This is a genomic window from Nocardioides daeguensis, assembly GCF_019192965.1.
Lineage (GTDB): Bacteria > Actinomycetota > Actinomycetes > Propionibacteriales > Nocardioidaceae > Nocardioides > Nocardioides daeguensis.
Genome location: NZ_JAHTKU010000015.1, coordinates 101,522 through 118,693, shown reverse-complemented (window position 1 = coordinate 118,693; position 17,172 = coordinate 101,522). Strand labels below are relative to the sequence as shown.

Annotated in this window: 18 protein-coding genes; 13 read left to right on the top strand and 5 right to left on the bottom strand. The window is 73.0% G+C overall.

All coding sequences use genetic code 11. The features are described from left to right. The first annotated feature begins 69 nt into the window (after nucleotides 1–69). Both KU893_RS12825 and KU893_RS12820 read left to right on the top strand, forming a co-directional pair. Nucleotides 70–1,431, top strand: a complete 1,362-nt coding sequence (locus tag KU893_RS12825; protein WP_218234758.1) for a cytochrome P450 — start codon at nucleotides 70–72, stop codon at nucleotides 1,429–1,431. A gap of 327 nt (nucleotides 1,432–1,758) precedes the next feature. Beyond that, on the top strand, nucleotides 1,759–2,265 hold the full coding sequence (locus KU893_RS12820; RefSeq protein ID WP_218234757.1) for a mycothiol transferase: 507 nt from the start codon (nucleotides 1,759–1,761) through the stop codon (nucleotides 2,263–2,265). A 1-nt stretch (nucleotide 2,266) separates the two neighbouring features. On the opposite strand, the gene KU893_RS12815 is transcribed toward KU893_RS12820, so the two are convergent. Genes KU893_RS12815 through KU893_RS12800 form a run of 4 tightly spaced genes read right to left on the bottom strand, consistent with a single transcriptional unit; the run spans nucleotide 2,267 to nucleotide 5,452 of the window. After that, nucleotides 2,267–3,286, bottom strand: coding sequence for an NAD(P)H-dependent flavin oxidoreductase (locus KU893_RS12815; protein WP_257441411.1), 1,020 nt, complete (start codon nucleotides 3,284–3,286; stop codon nucleotides 2,267–2,269). 25 nt (nucleotides 3,287–3,311) lie between these two features. Then, the gene (locus KU893_RS12810; protein WP_218234756.1) at nucleotides 3,312–4,304 is read right to left on the bottom strand and encodes a sensor histidine kinase; all 993 of its coding nucleotides are present in this window, start codon (nucleotides 4,302–4,304) and stop codon (nucleotides 3,312–3,314) included. Between the two features lie 2 nt (nucleotides 4,305–4,306). Continuing rightward, complete coding sequence (locus KU893_RS12805; RefSeq protein ID WP_246592560.1) at nucleotides 4,307–4,978, bottom strand: response regulator transcription factor; 672 nt, start codon at nucleotides 4,976–4,978, stop codon at nucleotides 4,307–4,309. Nucleotides 4,979–4,984: 6 nt separating this feature from the next. Next, complete coding sequence (locus KU893_RS12800) at nucleotides 4,985–5,452, bottom strand: DUF2231 domain-containing protein (RefSeq protein WP_218234755.1); 468 nt, start codon at nucleotides 5,450–5,452, stop codon at nucleotides 4,985–4,987. Nucleotides 5,453–5,720: 268 nt separating this feature from the next. Between KU893_RS12800 and KU893_RS12795 the strand changes: the two genes are divergently transcribed. Genes KU893_RS12795 through KU893_RS12745 form a run of 11 tightly spaced genes read left to right on the top strand, consistent with a single transcriptional unit; the run spans nucleotide 5,721 to nucleotide 16,474 of the window. After that, nucleotides 5,721–6,827 (top strand): DUF6801 domain-containing protein, encoded by a 1,107-nt coding sequence (locus KU893_RS12795; RefSeq protein ID WP_218234754.1) that lies wholly within the window; start codon nucleotides 5,721–5,723, stop codon nucleotides 6,825–6,827. Beyond that, a complete protein-coding gene (locus KU893_RS12790) occupies nucleotides 6,824–7,603 on the top strand; it encodes an MlaE family ABC transporter permease (protein WP_218234753.1) in 780 nt (259 codons plus the stop codon). Before KU893_RS12795 ends, KU893_RS12790 begins: the two co-directional genes overlap by 4 nt. Continuing rightward, nucleotides 7,603–8,430 carry an ABC transporter permease gene (locus KU893_RS12785; RefSeq protein WP_218234752.1) on the top strand — a complete coding sequence of 276 codons (828 nt, stop codon included), beginning with the start codon at nucleotides 7,603–7,605 and terminating at the stop codon, nucleotides 8,428–8,430. Before KU893_RS12790 ends, KU893_RS12785 begins: the two co-directional genes overlap by 1 nt. Beyond that, nucleotides 8,430–9,677: an MCE family protein gene (locus KU893_RS12780; RefSeq protein ID WP_218234751.1), complete on the top strand. Its 1,248-nt coding sequence runs from the start codon at nucleotides 8,430–8,432 to the stop codon at nucleotides 9,675–9,677. The genes KU893_RS12785 and KU893_RS12780 overlap by 1 nt, the downstream gene beginning before the upstream one ends. Next, complete coding sequence (locus KU893_RS12775; protein WP_218234750.1) at nucleotides 9,674–10,753, top strand: MCE family protein; 1,080 nt, start codon at nucleotides 9,674–9,676, stop codon at nucleotides 10,751–10,753. The genes KU893_RS12780 and KU893_RS12775 overlap by 4 nt, the downstream gene beginning before the upstream one ends. After that, nucleotides 10,744–11,721 (top strand): MCE family protein, encoded by a 978-nt coding sequence (locus KU893_RS12770; protein ID WP_218234749.1) that lies wholly within the window; start codon nucleotides 10,744–10,746, stop codon nucleotides 11,719–11,721. The genes KU893_RS12775 and KU893_RS12770 overlap by 10 nt, the downstream gene beginning before the upstream one ends. After that, complete coding sequence (locus KU893_RS12765; RefSeq protein ID WP_218234748.1) at nucleotides 11,718–12,911, top strand: MCE family protein; 1,194 nt, start codon at nucleotides 11,718–11,720, stop codon at nucleotides 12,909–12,911. The genes KU893_RS12770 and KU893_RS12765 overlap by 4 nt, the downstream gene beginning before the upstream one ends. Beyond that, nucleotides 12,908–14,008: an MCE family protein gene (locus tag KU893_RS12760; protein ID WP_218234747.1), complete on the top strand. Its 1,101-nt coding sequence runs from the start codon at nucleotides 12,908–12,910 to the stop codon at nucleotides 14,006–14,008. Before KU893_RS12765 ends, KU893_RS12760 begins: the two co-directional genes overlap by 4 nt. Before the next feature lie 8 nt (nucleotides 14,009–14,016). Next, the gene (locus KU893_RS12755) at nucleotides 14,017–15,198 is read left to right on the top strand and encodes an MCE family protein (protein WP_218234746.1); all 1,182 of its coding nucleotides are present in this window, start codon (nucleotides 14,017–14,019) and stop codon (nucleotides 15,196–15,198) included. Continuing rightward, on the top strand, nucleotides 15,195–15,767 hold the full coding sequence (locus tag KU893_RS12750; protein WP_218234745.1) for an Rv1363c family protein: 573 nt from the start codon (nucleotides 15,195–15,197) through the stop codon (nucleotides 15,765–15,767). Before KU893_RS12755 ends, KU893_RS12750 begins: the two co-directional genes overlap by 4 nt. Further along, a complete protein-coding gene (locus KU893_RS12745; RefSeq protein WP_218234744.1) occupies nucleotides 15,764–16,474 on the top strand; it encodes a hypothetical protein in 711 nt (236 codons plus the stop codon). The genes KU893_RS12750 and KU893_RS12745 overlap by 4 nt, the downstream gene beginning before the upstream one ends. Before the next feature lie 37 nt (nucleotides 16,475–16,511). Here KU893_RS12745 and KU893_RS12740 read toward each other — a convergent pair whose 3' ends face one another. Then, nucleotides 16,512–17,165, bottom strand: a complete 654-nt coding sequence (locus KU893_RS12740) for a class E sortase (RefSeq protein ID WP_218234743.1) — start codon at nucleotides 17,163–17,165, stop codon at nucleotides 16,512–16,514. Nucleotides 17,166–17,172: the final 7 nt, after the last annotated feature.

Genomic DNA, 17,172 nt, shown 5'->3' with positions numbered 1-17,172 from the left:
GGGTCGGGTCAGGGCGCGATCCGGGCCACACCGGATTTGTCGAGGCGTCTCGTCTGATGGAATACACCCATGCGCATCCCCCTCTTCGACTCGCTGCTGCGGCCGGTCCTGGACCCCGTGCTCGGCCCCGCCAAGCAGCGGATCGGCATCTGGCTGCTCAACCGGACGATGCGCAACGGCATCGACCTGCGCAAGCTGCGCTTCCTGCCCGACGCCTTCACCCTCCCGCTGCGCCGCGACGGGCTCGACCCGGTGCCCGAGCTCGCGACCGTGCAGGCCGAGGAGCCGGTCAAGAAGCTGGCCGACCTGTTCGGCAAGGGCGTGTGGCTGGTGAGCGGGTACGACGAGGCGCGCGAGGTGCTCGGTGGCGGCGCGGAGGTGTGGTCCAACGACCTCGGCCAGTTCGTGTCGCAGGAGGGTCGTTCCGACGAGGAGCAGATCGGCGGCCTCGGCATGACCGACCCGCCGCTGCACACCGCGCTGCGCCGCTACCTGACCCCCGAGTTCACGATGCGCCGCCTCGCCCGGCTGCAGCCCGGCATCGAGGCGATCGTGAAGCAGCGCCTGGACGCGATGGCCGAGGCCGGCCGCGACGGCAGGCCGGTCGACATGGTGGAGGAGTTCGCCTTCGCCGTCCCGTTCGACGTCATCTGCGACCTGCTGGGCCTCCCGGTCGACGACCGGGCCCGGTTCCTCGAGCTCGGCGTCGCACGCTTCGACCTCACCGAGGGCGGCGCGGGCGCGTTCGGGGCCGCCGCCCACACCCGCGAGTTCCTCATCAACGCGGTGCGTGAGCAGCGGGCGAACCCGGGCGACGGTCTGATCGGCGCGCTACTGAAGGAGCACGGCGACGAGCTCGACGACGTCACCCTCGGCGGGATCGCCGACGGCGTGTTCCTCGGCGGCTACGAGACCTCCGCGTCGATGCTGGCGCTGGGGGCCTACCTGATCGCGACCACCCCGAAGGCGGGCGAGATGCTGCGCTCGGAGGACGCCGAGCAGGTCAACCAGGTCGTCGAGGAGCTGCTGCGGCACCTGTGCGTCGTCCAGCTCGCGTTCCTGCGCTTCGCCAAGCAGGACGTCGAGATCGGCGGCACCCTGATCAAGGAGGGCGACGCCGTCGGCGTCTCGCTGCTCGCCGCCAACCGCGACCCGCGCCTGGCGTCGGGCCTCGACGCCTTCGACCCGACCCGCGAGCCCACCCGCCACCTCGCCTTCGGCTGGGGCATGCACCGCTGCGTCGGCGCCGAGCTGGCCCGGATGGAGCTGCGCACCGCGCTGCGGATGCTCGCCGAGCGGTTCCCGGACCTCACCATGGCCGCGGACATCTCCGAGCTCGACTTCCGCAAGCTGTCGGCGGTCTACGGCGTCGAGGCGCTCCCCGTCCTCACCGGCAGCGACCGGGTCGCCGAGCCCTCGCTCGTCGAGTAGCCCAGCTGGTCGATCCCGCAGCACGTCACGCTCTCCTACGACAACGACGGCGGTCTACCGGTTGAAGAACCGGGATCGGGGGAAGAGGATCTCCGTGCAGGTGACCGGCACCCGGCCGGCGTACGCCGCGGTGACCCGGGTGAGCGCAGCCAAGCGGGTGCGCTGACCCCCAGACCCCTGCGCCGCGTTCGCCCATCGTGGGGATGGCGGACGCGGCGCAGGCCTGCCGCTCGTGAGGGCCGCACCCCATACGAATTGGTCGTGGAATCCGTGGTTTCGCGACCAGAACGCATGGGGTGCGGTGAATCCCCGGCGTAGCGTCGCCCCATGACACCTGCCGACCTGCTGACCGACGCGTTGTCCCGTGTGCTCGGTGTCGTCGAGTCCGTCCTCGACGGCGCCGACGACGCCCTCCTGGTCCAGCGCCCCGGTCCGGACGCCAACAGCATCGCGTGGCTGGTCTGGCACCTGACCCGGGTGCAGGACGACCACGTCGCCCACGTCGCGGGGACCGGACAGGTCTGGACCGACGGCGGGTACGCCGAGCGCTTCGCCCTCCCGCTCGACCAGCGCGACATCGGCTACGGCCACACGAGCGAGCAGGTCGCCACGGTACGGGCACCTGCCGGCCTGCTGCTCGACTACTACCGCGCCACCCACGCCCGCACCCTCGGCTACGTCGGCGCGCTGAGCCCCGAGGACCTCGACCGGGTGGTCGACACCCGGTGGGACCCGCCCGTCACCCTCGGGGTGCGGCTGGTCAGCGTGGTCGACGACTGTGCGCAGCACGCCGGGCAGGCGGCGTACGTGAAGGGTCTGCTCGCCCCGGCCTGACCTAGAGAGCTGCCGCGAGATCTCGCACGATCTCGCCCGCCGGCCGGTCCTCGGCGCGGCGCCAGCCCGTGCCCGCCCACAGGTGCAGCCGGTGCGGGTCGCCGGTGCGGGCGGCGGCCCGGCGCAGGTCGCGGGTCAGGTGGTGCAGCTCCGGATAGCCGTACGGCGCCTCCGCATGGTGCCGCTCGGCGAAGGCGTTGCGCAGCGCCCGCGCCGGCCTCCCCGTGAAGGCGTGGGTGACTACGGTGGTCGGGAACGCCGGGTCCCTCAGCGCGGCACGGTGGGTCGCGGTCGTGCCGGCCTCGCTCGCCCGCAGCAGCAGGGTGCCGACGGCGACCGCCTCCGCGCCGGCCGCCACCAGGTCGCGGACGGCGTCCGGCCCGTCGATCCCGCCCGCGGCGACCAGCGGCAGCCGGGTCACGCCGGACACCGTGCGGACGACGTCCGCGGTCGCGGCGTCGGTGATCGTGCGGCGCGGGTCGAAGGTGCCGCTGTGTCCGCCGGCGGCCGGACCCTGCACGACGAGGCCGTCGACGCCGGCCTCCTCGGCCGCTCGGGCCTCCTCGGGCGTCGTCACCGTCGCCAGGACCCGGGTGCCGGCGGCGCGCAGCGCGGCGATGTCGGCGCGGTCCGGCAGGCCGAAGGTCAGCGACACCACCGGCGCCGGCTCGGCCGCCAGGAGGGAGACCTTCGCCCGCCACGCGTCGTCGTCGTGGCGCGGCTCGGCGGGGAGCTCGACGCCCAGTGCCTCGGCGTCGGGGCGGATCGCGGCCGCGTAGGCGCGGTAGGCCTCCGGCGGGATCGTGCCCGGCTGCGGCACGAACAGGTTCACCCCGAAGGGCGCACCCGTCGCGTGCGCGAGCGCCAGGTCGGCGGCGAACGCCTCGGGCGAGAGGTAGCCGGCCGGCCAGAACGCGAAGCCCCCCGCGGTGGTGACCGCCGCGGCGAGCGCGGGGGTGGAGGGGCCGCCCGCCATGGGTGCGGCCGCGAGCGGGAGGTCGGACTCGAGCAGGGGCACCACCCCAGCATCCCCCAGCCCTGGCTGGTCACGCGGCGGGCAGGCGGACCAGGAACGTGGCCCCCGCGCCCGGTACGGCGGGTGCGAGCGTGACGTCGCCGCCGAAGCTGCGGGCCACCCGGCGCGCGAGCGACAGGCCGAGCCCGCTGCCCGAGCCTCCGGAGCGTCCGGGCTCGAAGAGCACCTCGCGGATCCCGGACGGCACGCCGGGACCGTCGTCGGTGATCTCGATCTCGATCCAGCCGGCCCGGGCCACCGCCCGTACGACGACGTGGTCGGCCAGGCGCGTGGCGTTGTCGAGGACCGGTCCGATCGCCCGGGCGGCCAGCGCTGCGGGCGCGGCGAGGACGAGGTCGGCGCCCTCGCTCAGGGTGATCCGGTCGTGCCCGGGGCCGTTGGAGGCCGCGGCGACGGCGGAGGAGACGTCGGTCTGCTCGTCGGAGTGCGCCCGTCCGGTCCGCGCGAGGTGGAGCAGCCCGGTCATGGTGGCGGCCATCTCGTGACAGGCGGCGAGGATGTCGTCGACGTCCTCGCGCAGCTGGTCGTCGAGGTCGGGGCGCATCGCGACCAGGTCCGCCGTCGCCCGGATCGTGGTGAGGGGGCTGCGCAGCTCGTGGGCCAGCTCGGCCGTGAGTCGCTGCTCGCCGAGGATCACCTGCGAGACCCGGTCGAGCAGGGTGTCGAGGGTCGCCCCGAGCGCACGGATCTCGTCGGTCGGCGGGCCCAGGGCGAAGCGCCGGTCCAGGTCGTGCTGGCTCCACTCGGTCGCCGTGCGGGCCATCCGCCCGACCGGCTCGAGCGCCCGCCGGCCGACCCAGGCGGCCAGACCGGCCGCGAGCAGGACCATGACCAGGCCGGCGGCGATGCTCGACCACACCGTGTAGCCCTCGACCCGCTCGGCGAGTGCCTCGTCGGCGGTGTTGTCGATGACCAGGTGCACGACCGCGACCTGGGCGAGCGCCACCGCGGCGCCCAGCCCGGCCGCGCCGAGCACGAGCCGCCGGCGGAGGCTTCCAGCCACCGTCACGGGATCCGGAACCCCACGCCGCGCACCGTCTCCAGGGTCACCGGGGCGTCGATGGCGCGCAACTTGTCGCGCACCCGCCGGGCGAAGCTGTCGAGGGTGTTCTCGGCGACGATGGCGCCGTCGGGCCAGGCGGCGGCGACGACCGCCCGCCGTCGCACCACCTCGCCCCGGCGGGCCAGCACGGCCGCCAGGACCCGGAACTCCGTCGGCGTCAGGCGGACCTCGCCGTGGTCGGTCCGGGCGGCGTGGGTCAGCGGGTCCAGGCGGAGTCCGCCCGCCGCGGAGTCGGGGGCCGGCGTACGTCGGGCCAGCACCTCGATCCGGGCGAGCACCTCGCGGATGTCGAAGGGCTTGACCACGTAGTCGGCTCCGCCGGCGGCGAAGCCGGAGAGCTTGTCGTGGGTCTCGCCGAGCGCGGTGAGGAAGAGGACCGGGGCGTGCTGCCCCGCCGACTGGAGCGCCTGCACCACGTCGCGGCCGTCGGCGTCGGGCAGGCCGATGTCCATCACGATCGCGTCGAGCGACTGGTCGGGGCCGAGGCGGGTCACGGCCTCCCGGCCGTCGTGCGCCACGACCACCGTGTGGCCGGCCGCGCTCAGGCCGCGCACGAGGACCTTGCGGATGGCGGGGTGGTCGTCGCACACGCCGATGGTGAGCACGACGACCATCTTCGCTCAGTCCCCGTCGCCACCGGAGGAGGACGTGCCGACCTGGTCGCCCCAGGCCGCGCGGGCGCCGGAGTCGCCGACCCGGTAGACCTGCACGGCGGTGGCCAGGGAGGCCACGACGGCGAGGGCCGCGATCACCCGCAGCGCGCGGACCCGGTCGCCGCTGCGGCCGAACCAGGTCAGGGCCGCGGAGAGCAGGAGCAGCGGGATGGCGAACCAGATGAGCTGCTCGCCCAGGGCGGCGTGCTGGCCGGGGTCGCCGACGTGCTCCTCGAGCGCCTCGCCGCTCGAGGTCGCGACGGGCAGCAGCACGGTGGCGACGAGGGCGGTGACGACGACGAGCGGGCCGTAGCGCTCCCGCCAGGCCGGGCGTACCGCGATCGCGATGGTGCCGAGCACGGCGAGCGGCAGCAGCACCACGACGGCGTGGACGACGAGGGGATGGATGGGAAGACCGTTGATCAGATCGAACACGCGACCAGCGTGACGGGCCCGACCTGCCAGCAACCTGACTGCCGCCCGCCCGTCGCGTCGAGGGGGCGCGAAGCACGGCGCTGCGGCGCCACTTTCCGCGCCAGATTCAGGAACGCAGATGTTTATCAACGGCTAGGCTGTGACCCGGTTCACGCGGGACGATCGGCCGCTGTTCCCGGAGAGGTATCGCCAGATCGGTTGACAGATCGGTAAACAGTGTTGTTTCTTGTACTCGCCAGTAGCCAGATCCTTGGGAGGGGATGAGCGCATGGTTGATCGTGCGGTGCGACCGCTGATGGTCCGGCGACTTCCGGCGGCGGTGGGCGTGGCGGCCCTGATGCTGCTCGGGGCGCCGCTGCCGGCACAGGCCGACCTCGGACCCGACCAGGACATCAGCGTCAGCGGAGTCGAGTACGCCTGCAAGGCCAAGAACTCCGTGATCGACGCGACCGTCGGCGGCCCGCAGAAGTTCGTCGTCAACGCCCGGGCCACGGTGCCCTCCAGGTTCGACGGAGGGGAGAGCATCCCGGCCGTTCCCGCCTCGCTGGACCTGGTCATGCCCACCCCGCTGATGGACAAGATCCGCATCCTGCCGACCAACGGTCCCAGCGGACGGGTGGACCGCCTCGGTGGCAGCGCGACGGCGGACGTCGTGCTCGAAGGCGTGGCGAGCAGCGGGGGAACGCTGATCGTCAACCGGGCGGTGCAGAACCTCGCCGCGCCCCTGCAGGCCGTTCCGGCCACCGGGTCGATGACGATCGCCGACGTCAACGGCACGGTGGCGCCCTTCACCGCGCCGAGCGTCGGCAGCGCCGGCCTGGTGTACGTCGCGTTGCCGTTCTACTTCCAGCTGCACGCCAAGCTGGATCCGCCCGTCCTGGGCTCGATCGCCGAGACCGACCTCGACTGCTACCGCCTCTCGGACACCGCCGGCCAGCGGGTGATCGGCACGATCGAGGTCGGTGCCGGCTGCAGCACCAGCGCCTGCCCGATGCCCGCCGTCGACCGCTCGAAGGAGCCGACCTGGGTCCAGCGGGTCCGCGGCGGCAACACGGGCGGGAACACCGGCGGGAACACCGGTGGCAACACCGGCGGCAACACCGGCGGCAACACGGGCGGCAGCACGGGCGGGAACACCGGCGGGAACACCGGCGGCAGCACCGGCGGCGCCGGTCTCGATCCCGCCGGCCAGGCGCCGGGTGGGCGGGACGGCGCGGCGGATGGCGGACGCGACCAGGCCGGCGACATCGTCGTGACCCGTGCCCTCGCCGACACCGGATCTCCGGTCCCCGGCTGGGTCTACGGCCTGCTGGTGGTGGCCGTGCTCGCCCGGGTCGCAGTGGCCGTCGGGCGACGCACCCCTGTGCGTCGGTGAGCGCTCTCGCCGTTGCCGGACGACCCTTCACCGCTGCCGGTCGCCTCTTCGCCTTCGGTGCCGACGCGTTCCTGGCGCTGTTCCGCGGACCCTTCCAGGTGCGTGAGTTCGTCCAACAGGCCTGGTTCCTCGCGTCGGTCACGATCGTCCCCACGGCGCTCGTGGCGATCCCGTTCGGCGCAGTGATCGCCTTGCAGGCCGGGAGCCTGATCCAGCAGTTCGGCGCCCAGTCCTTCACCGGCTCGGCCGCCGTGCTCGCCATCGTGCGGGAGGCCGGACCGATCGCGACCGCCCTGCTGGTGGCCGGCGCCGGGGGCTCGGCGATCGCGGCCGACCTCGGCGCGCGGAAGATCCGCGAGGAGCTGGACGCCATGATGGTGATGGGCATCGACCCGGTGCAGCGTCTGGTCGTCCCGCGCGTGCTGGCCAGCATGCTGGTCGCGGTCTTCCTCAACGGGCTGGTCAGCTTCGTCGGCGTCCTCGGCGGCTACTTCTTCAACGTGATCCTGCAGGGCGGCACGCCCGGCGCCTACCTCGCCAGCTTCACCGCACTCGCGCAGCTGCCGGACCTGTGGCAGGGCATGGCCAAGGCGCTCGTGTTCGGGCTGATCGCCGGCGTGTGTGCGGCGTTCCAGGGGATGAACGCCGGCGGCGGCCCGCGCGGCGTCGGCCAGGCCGTCAACGAGACCGTCGTGATCACCTTCCTGCTGCTGTTCGTGGCCAACTTCGTGATGACGACGCTCTACTTCCAGATCATCCCGGCGAAGGCCCTGTGATGGCGACCCTCGACTCGCTGCGCCGCCGCTCCACCGGTCTCGTCGACGAGCTCGGGGACCACCTGGTCTTCTACGCGCGCGTCGTCTCCTGGCTGCCGGGCACCCTGGTCCGCTACCCGCGGCAGACCTTCCAGCTGCTCGGAGAGGTCGCGTTCGGCCAAGGGGCGCTCGCCGTCATCGGCGGCACCGTCGGCGTCGTGGTCGCGATGGCCTTCTTCACCGGCACCGAGGTCGGGCTGCAGGGCTACACCGCCCTGAACCAGCTCGGCACCGGCGCCTTCGCCGGCTTCTTCTCCGCCTACTTCAACACCCGCGAGATCGCCCCGCTCGTCACCGGCATCGCGCTGGCGGCCACCGTGGGCTGCGGCTTCACCGCGCAGCTCGGCGCCATGCGGATCTCCGAGGAGGTCGACGCCCTCGAGGTGATGGCGATCCGCTCCCTGCCCTACCTGGTCGGGACCCGGGTGATCGCCGGGCTGATCGCGGTGATCCCGCTCTACGTCGCGGGCCTGCTGTCGTCGTACGCCGCCACCCGGCTGACGGTGACCCTGGCCTACGGGCAGAGCAGCGGCACCTACGACCACTACTTCACGCTGTTCCTGCCACCGGCCGACATCGCGTGGTCGTTCGTCAAGGTGCTGGTCTTCGCCGTCGTGGTGATCCTGGTGCACTGCTACTACGGCTACACCGCGACCGGCGGCCCGGTCGGGGTCGGCGTCGCCGTCGGCCGCGCCGTGCGGACCTCGATCGTCGCGATCAACGTCATCGACCTGCTGCTGTCGATGGCCATCTGGGGGACCACCACCACCGTCCGGCTGGCGGGCTGATGGCGCGCGTCGCGCTGCACCAGCGCACCGGCGTGGTGCGCACCTGCGGCATCGTCTTCCTCGCCCTCATCGTGGCGGTCCTCTGGCTGACCCACGCCGTGTTCACCAAGAGGTTCAGCAACGACGTGCCGGTGACGGTGGTCAGCGAGCGGGTCGGGCTCGCCCTGAGCAAGAACGCGGACGTCAAGCTGCGCGGCGTGATCGTCGGCCGGGTGGAGGCGATCGCGGTCGACGGGGGCGCCGCCGAGATCGACCTGCGGCTCGACCCGGACCTCGCCGCCACCATCCCGGCCCAGGTCGAGGCGTTCATCGTGCCGAAGACCCTGTTCGGGGAGAAGTACGTCGACCTGCGCCCGGTGTCGGGGGCCGGCGGCCGGGCCATCGCCGCCGGTGACCGGATCAGGCAGGGCACGATCCCGGCCGAGGTCGAGCGGCTGCTCGACGACGCGTACCCGCTGCTCACCGCCGTCCAGCCGGCCCAGCTCTCGGCGACGTTGACGGCGCTCTCCGAGGCGCTCGACGGCCAGGGCGCCGAGCTGGGCGCCTCCCTCGACGAGCTCGAGGCCTACCTCGTGAAGCTGGAGCCGCTCAGCGACGAGCTCGTGGAGGACATCGTCGCGCTCGGGCAGGCCTCGCAGATCTACGGCGACGCGATGCCCGAGATCGGCGACCTGCTCGCCGACGCCGTCGTCACCGGCGACACCGTGGTCGCCAAGCAGCAGCAGATCGCGAAGCTGTTCGCCGGCGTCGACCGGCTGGCCGACACCGCCGACGCGTTCCTCGACGAGTACGGCGACCAGGTGATCACCCTCGCCGACGAGTCGCAGGCGACCCTCGACCTGCTGGCGCGCTACGCGCCGACGCTGAGCTGCGTGCTGAACGGCATCGAGGGCCTGATGCCCCGTCTCGACGACGCCTTCCGCGACCGGCGCGCGCATGTCTCGATCGAGTTCGGCCCGCGCCTCGCGACCGGGTACGCCGCCGGCGAGGAGCCGAGGTATCCGGCGGTCGGCCGGGCCCCGGGCCCGGGCTGCCGGACCCTGCCGAGCCCGCCGTACGACGGCGACAAGCCCGCCCCGGGGGCGTCGGCGGACGTCCTGGCCCTGTTCGGCATCGCGGACCACCGGCGCAGCCTGGTCACCGCGCTGGTCGCCGGGGCGGCGGGTGTGGACCCGCGCGAGGTCCCCGACCTGGCCACCGACCTGGCGGCACCCGCCCTGGAGGGTGCGGAGGTGAGCGTCCGGTGAACCGTTGGGACCGGTCCAGCGTGGGGGCGCTGGTCAAGCTGCTGAGCTTCCTCGTCGCGACCGCCCTGATGACGACCGCCATCGCGATGGTGATCGGCAACGCCTCGTTCGACGAGCGCACCGAGTACCGCGCGGTGTTCTCCGACGCCACCAGCCTGGTGACCGGCGACGACGTCCGGATCGCGGGCGTCCGGGTCGGCCGGGTCACCGACATCGACGTCCGCGGCGGCACCCAGGCCGTGGTCGGCTTCTCGGTGGACTCCTCGCTCACCCTCACCGACGCGACGGTGGCCGCGCTGCGCTACCGCAACATGGTGGGCCAGCGCTACCTGGCGCTGAGCCCGGGCATCGAGGGTCGCGGGCGTCCGCTGCGCGCGGGCGGGACGATCCCGATCGCGCGGACCACCCCCGCCCTCGACCTGACGGCCCTGTTCGCCGGCTTCAAGCCGCTCTTCCGGGCCCTCGACCCGGAGCAGACCAACCAGCTCGCCTTCGAGCTGATCCAGGTCTTCCAGGGTGAGAGCGGGACGGTGACGTCCCTGCTCGACCGGACCGCGTCGCTGACCGGCACCCTCGCCGATCGCGACCGGCTGATCGGTGACCTGATCGGCAACCTCACCGCCGTCCTCACCACCTTCAACGACCGCGACACCGAGCTGTCCGACACCATCTCCACCCTGCAGCAGCTGATCAGCGGCCTGGCCGCGGACCGGGGGAAGCTGCTCGGCGGGCTCGACCCGATCGCGGACCTGGCCGGCTCCACGGCGGACCTCCTCGGCGACATCCGGGAGCCGCTGGCCGACGACCTCGCCGGGCTCGCGACGCTCAGCGCGAGCCTGGACACCCCCTCGGCGCGGACCCGACTCGACCAGACCGTGAAGGTGCTGCCCATCAAGCTCGACCGGCTCACCAGCGCCATGGCGTACGGCTCCTTCTTCAACTTCTACGTCTGCGAGATCGGCGTGCGCGGGTCGCTGCCGGCCCTGCCGACGGTCCAGGGCTGGCAGCAGCGCCGCGACTTCTTCACCACGACGCGCGTGAAGGTCCAAGGAGAGGGCGTGGAGCGATGCCGATGAAGCCCGTGCGCGACCGCAACCCCACCGTCGTGGGCGTCATCGGTGTCGCGATCCTGGTCCTGGGGCTGGCGCTCGCCCTCAACGTCAAGCGGCTGCCGCTCATCGGGGACGGCGAGACCTACCGCGCCCAGTTCACCGAGGTGGGCGGGCTGAAGAAGGGCGACGACGTCCGGATGGCCGGCGTCCGGGTCGGCAAGGTCACCGCGCTCGACCTCGACGGCGCCACCGTGACGGTGTCGTTCACGATGAGCAGCCACGCCGACGATCTCCGCTCGGACACCGAGGCCGCGATCCGGATCAAGACCCTGCTCGGGACGATGTACGTCGCCCTCGAGCCGAAGGGCACGGGACGCCTCGACGCCGGCGACACGATCCCGACCGCGCGGACGACCCCGCCGTACGACGTCGTGGCGGCGTTCTCCGACCTGGCGACCACCACCCAGCAGATCGACACCGACCAGCTGGCACACGCGATGGACGTGCTGGCCGACGCCAGCGAGCACACCCCGGAGGGCTTCCGCGGCACGGTCGACGGGATCACCCGGCTCTCGCGGAACCTGGTCAAGCGCGACGAGCAGATCGACGCCCTGCTGAAGAACCTGTCCGGGGTGGCCGACACCCTCGACGCCCGCAAGGGTGAGCTCGCCCGGCTGTTCCGCGACGGCGGCACGCTGTTCGCCGCGCTGACGGCGCGCCGCGACGCCGTCCACGACCTGCTCGTCGCCGTGCGCGACCTGAGCACGCAGCTGCGCGGCCTGGTGCGCGACACCAGCGCGGCGCTGAAGCCGACCCTGGTGCACCTCGACAGCGTGCTCGACGTCCTCGAGGCCAACGAGAAGAACATCGATGCCGCACTCGAGAAGCTGCCCGCCTTCTACGACGGGGTCAACAGCGCGACCGGCAACGGGCCGTGGATCGACGGCTTCATCTACAACCTGATGAGCATGTTGGGGGTGCCGGGCCTGTGAGTGCCGTCGAGTCGCGCAGCAGCCGCATCCGTCCCCGAGCGGTGATCGGGGTGGCGACCCTGTTCGCCGTGGTCGTGACGGTCGCGCTGGCCGGAGCCGGCGTGATCCGGCTGTGGCCCGGTGAGCGCCGGCAGCACCTGACCGTCGACTTCAGCCGTACGGTCTCGCTCTACCCGGGCTCGACCGTCCGGATCCTCGGCGTGACGGTCGGGACCGTCGACTCCGTCACCCCGAGGGGGACGAAGGTGCGGGTCAAGCTCTCCTGGGATGCGCGCTACCCCGTGCCCGAGGACGTGCACGCGATCATCGTCTCCCCGGCGATCGTCGGGGACCGGTTCGTGCAGCTGACGCCCGCCTATGAGGGCGGCAGGAAGCTGGCGGACGGCGCCTACCTCGACCAGGCGCGCACCGAGGTCCCCGTCGAGCTCGACGAGACCTATGCGGCCCTCGACCAGCTCGCCACGGCGCTGGGCCCGGACGGCGCCAACCGGGACGGGGCGCTGGCCCGGCTCGTGAGCAACGGGGCGCGCAACCTCGACGGCCAGGGCGCCGCGCTGAACGAGTCCATCACCGCGCTCTCCGAGCTCAGCAGCACCTTCGCCGACAACAAGGACGAGTTCTTCGACGCGATCACCAAGCTCGCCGGCTTCGTGCAGATGCTCGACGCCAACGACGCCGCGGTCCGCGAGTTCAACACCAGCCTGTCCGCCGTGTCCCAGGTCCTCGCCGGCGAGCGCGACGACCTCACGGCCGCGCTGTCGTCCCTCGCCGGGTCGCTCGGCGAGGTCGAGCGGTACGTCGCCCAGAACCGGACCTCGCTCAAGGGGACCGTCAAGGGCCTGTCGAAGGTGGCCGAGACCCTGGCCCGCAACAAGGAGCACCTGGCCGAGGTGCTGGTCGGCGGCCCCGACGCGATCACGCACCTGGTGTCCGCCTACAACCCCGCCACCGGGACCCTGGACACCCGCGGCCTGCTCAAGTCGCCGACCAGCGACGACTTCTCACTGCTCACCCAGCCCGCGGTGGTCGCGGCGTACTGCGGTCTCGCGGCCGAGCAGAACCCCGACCATGCCGACGCCTGCTACGCCGTCGGCAGCGTCCTCCAGCAGCTGGCCGCCGGCGCTGCCGGTACGTCGTCGCGGACTGCGGAGACCGGTGGCATCGACGCGCTGATGGGAGTCGCCCCGTGAACCGCGCCCGCGCCCTGGTCGCCGTACCGGCCGCCCTGTCCCTCGCCGTCACCCTCGCGGCCTGCTCGGGCTCCGTGGGCGACGTCCCGCTCCCCGGCGGCGCCGACGTCGGCGACCGGCCGTACTCGATCACCGTCGACTTCGAGAACGTGCTCGACCTGGTCCCGCAGAGCGCGGTCAAGGTGAACGACGTCTCGGTCGGTCGGGTCACCGACGTCTCCTTGCAGGGATGGCACGCGCGGGTGCGGCTGCTCATCAACGGCGACGTGACGCTGCCCGACGACGCCACGGCGAGCATCCGGCAGACCAGCATCCTCGGGGAGAAGTTCGTCTCCCTCGCCCCGCCACCGGACGGTGGGTCGGGGCGGCTCGGTGACGGCGACGCCATCCCGATCGCCAGCACCGGTCAGAACCCGGAGATCGAGCAGGTGCTGGGGGCGCTGTCGATGGTGCTCAACGGAGGCTCGGTGGCGAAGCTGTCGGCCATCACCAGCGAGCTCAACGACACCATCGAGGGCCGCGAGAGCGACCTGCGCATCCTGCTGCGTCGGCTCGACACGATCGTCGGGACGGCCGACGACTCCAAGCGCGACCTGGTCGAGGCGCTGCGCCAGATCGACCGTCTGGCCGCGGCCACCCGCGGCCAGACCACCGCGATCGAGTCCGCCCTCGACCGTCTCCCGGCCGCGCTGCGGGTCCTCGACTCCCAGCGCGACGACCTGGTCGCGATGATCTCGTCCCTCACCTCGTTGAGCGACGTGGCGACCGAGGTGATCGACAAGTCCCACGCGGCGACGGTCCGCGACCTGCAGCGCCTGGCGCCGATCGTGGCCCAGCTGGCCCGCAGCGGGGACGCCCTGGTCGACGCCCTGCGGGTGCTGCCGACGTTCCCCTTCCCCGACGCGGTGGTCGGCAACTCGCCCGAGCAGGCGGCACAGGCCGCGACGGGCGACTACCTGAACACGGTCCTGGACTTCACCACCGACTTCAAGAAGACCTTCGCCGCGATGACTCCGGCCGAGCGCGACGCGATGGTCGCCTGGCTGCAGTCCCAGGACGGCGTGGCGTCGGTCGTGGCCGGGAGCGCGGTCCAGTGAGGCCGACGTTGCGCACCCAGCTCGTCGTGCTGCTGGTGATCGCCGTCGCCGGGTCCACCTGGATCGGTGCCCGGTACGCCGACGTGGGCCGGCTCTTCGGGCGCAGCGGCTACACCGTGACGGTGCACCTCGCCGACTCGGGCGGCATCTTCGCCGGCGCCGACGCGACGTACCGCGGCGTGAGCATCGGCCGGGTGCGGACGATGACGCTCACCGCGGGGGGTGTCGACGCGCAGGTGGAGATCGAGCGCTCGGCGCGGATCCCCGTCGACACCGTCGCCGTGGTCGCCAACAAGTCGGCGGTCGGTGAGCAGTACCTCGACTTCCAGCCCAGCAGCGACGGCGGGCCGTTCCTGCGGGACGGCTCCGAGATCGCCCGCGGCGCGACGAAGATCCCGGTGCGCACCGACGCGCTGCTCACCAACCTGGACGCGCTTGTGGCGTCGGTGTCCACCGACGACCTGCGCACGGTGGTCGACGAGCTCGGCGTCGCCTTCACCGGCACCGGCCCCCAGCTGCGTCGGCTGATCGAGACCTCCTCGGAGGTGATCGCCACGGCGCAGGAGAAGTACGACGTCACGGCCCAGCTGATCCGTGACTCGCGGGTCGCGCTCCAGGCCCAGGTCGACCACGGCGACAACATCCGCACCTTCGTGCACAACCTCGCCCTGCTCTCCGAGGCGATCCGGTCCGCCGACCCCGACCTGCGACAGGTCATCGACAAGGGCGCGTCGGCCGCCCGCACGGTGGAGGCCGTGATCGCGGAGAACGCCAAGCCGTTGGGGCGCCTGGTCGAGAAGATGGTGACGACCAACCGCGTGGTGCGGGCGCACCTGCCCGGGATCCAAGGAGTGCTGGTGCTGGCGCCCTACGGGCTGGAGGGCGCGTACTCGATCCTCGCCAAGGACCCGGTGACCGGGAAGTACGCCGCCCGCTTCAGCCTCTCGATGCAGCCGAGCCCGGGCATCTGCACCAACAACACGCCGGTCCGTCCGCCGTTCGACACCTCGGCCGGCTCCCCGGAGCGGGCCGCGACGGCGGGCCGGTGCGCCACGCCGCGGATCGTGGCCACCTATGACGAGACGACGAAGCGGCTGCTGCCGGGGGCGGGCGTCCCCGAGTCGGCGGCGCAGGACGAGGGAGGTGAGTCGTGGCGATCGCTGGTGGTCGGGGCGGCGGTGCAGGAGTGAGCGCGCCGGACGAGCGTTGGGCCGCCGCGCGGCCGGTCGCGCTGGTGCTGGGCCTGGTGCTGGTCGCCGGCGTCGCCCTCGGGGTCTGGGCCCTGGTGCGTCCGGTGTCCACGCAGCAGGAGCAGGCCGACGCACGGGCCGACGCCGTCGCCGCGGCGTCCCGCTTCGCGTCCAGCGTCAACACCTATGACGTCACGGACGTGGCGGCGTACACCGACCGGGTCGCCTCCCTGCTGACCGAGCCGTTCGCCGAGCAGTTCCGGGCCTCGACCGACGGCCTGCTGGCCGCCTACGCCGAGACCGGCCTGAAGAGCCGGGGGAAGGTCCGTCAGGCCGCGGTCGACAGCATCGACTCCGACTCCGCCCAGGTGCTGGTCGCCGTCGACGCCGAGACGACGCCGGCGGGCCTGCTGGCCAACCCGCCGCGGTTGCGCTGGGAGGTGTCGCTGGTGCGGGAGAAGGGACGCTGGCTGGTCGACGACTTCCGTGCCGTCGAGGCCGCGTCGGCCACCCCGTCGGCCACCCCGACGCAGCCCGGCACCCCCGAGGACGAGGAGGCCGGCAAGTGAGCATCCGCCAGCCGAGACGAGCCACCGCCGCGCCCCGGCGCCGCCCCCGCGTCGCCGGCCAGGCCGTCGGCCAGGCCGTCGGCGTACGGACCGCGGACGAACCGCAGCCGACCCAGCCGACCCAGCCGGCCCAGCCGAGTTCGACCGGGGACGACGCCGTCCCGGCCGAGCCTGCCGCGGGCAGGGCCCGCCGCAGGCTGCAGGTGCCCCGACGCAGCTGGCGTTGGCTGGCCCCGCTGCTGGCGGCGAGCCTGGCCGGCGCCGCCTTCGGCACCGTGACCACGCTGGAGCGGGCCGAGCGCGATGCGCAGGTCGCCGACCAGGCGGCCGCCCAGGACGCGGCGGCCGCGGCCGCCGCCGGCGCGGCGGAGGAGATCCTCAGCTACGCCCACGACACCGTCGCCGAGGACCTCGAGGCCGCCCAGGAGCGGATGACCCCGGCCTTCGCCAAGGACTTCGCCGAGGTCGTCCCCACCGTGACCTCGCTGGCCGAGCAGCGCCAGCTGGTCGTGACGGCGACGGTGCGCGACGTCGCCGTCGTCGAGTGCGGCGAGGAGTGCTCCACCTCGACGGTGCGGGTGCTGCTCTTCGTCGACCAGGAGCGGACGGGGGAGGGCAAGCCCCTCGACCCGATCGAGGTCCGCACCGTGCTGACCATGACCCGCTCGGGCGACGGCTGGCTGGTCAGCGACTCGGTCTCCCTCTGATCCCGGCCCGGCCCTCCCAGCCCTCCGGGGGCCGGGGTCAGAGGTGAGTGCTCGAGACGAGGTGGCCGTGGACGATCGAGCGGTCCTCGGTCGTGGTCAGGTCGGCGCAGGTCACCAACGTGATCAGCGCCCGATCCGGGACCGCCCCGGGGCGCCCGGGCACCGGACGGATCACGCTGGTGTCGCTCGCCGGCACCTCGATGTCGGTGCCGTCGTCGTCGAGCACGTAGGTGTACAGGTGGGTGCGGGTCTCCACCGTGACCTCGTCGCCCGCGCGCAGCGAGGGGAAGTCGGCGAAGGGCTGCCCACGGGTGACCCGGTGGCCGGCGACGGCGAAGTTGCCGACCTGGCCGGGCCGCGCGGTGTCGGAGAAGTGGCCGACGCCGGAGGCGAGGTCGTCCTCGCTCACGCCCTGGATGACCGGCACCTCGAAGTCCTCGCCGAAGCGGGGGACCCGGAGCACGGCGAAGCCCTCGCCCAGGCGCAGTGGATCGCTCGTGGCGTCGCCGCCGCGGTCACCCCATTCGTCCTGGAGGGCCCCGACGACCCCGCGTTGGCGGTGCTCGGCAGCGACGTTGGTGCCCCACAGCTGCCAGCCCAGCCAGGCGAGCAGGCAGACGATGAGCACGCTGAGCAGCGTGGACAGGAGCCGCCCCGACGGACGCCGGGAGGTCGGGATGCGATCGGACATGGCCTCG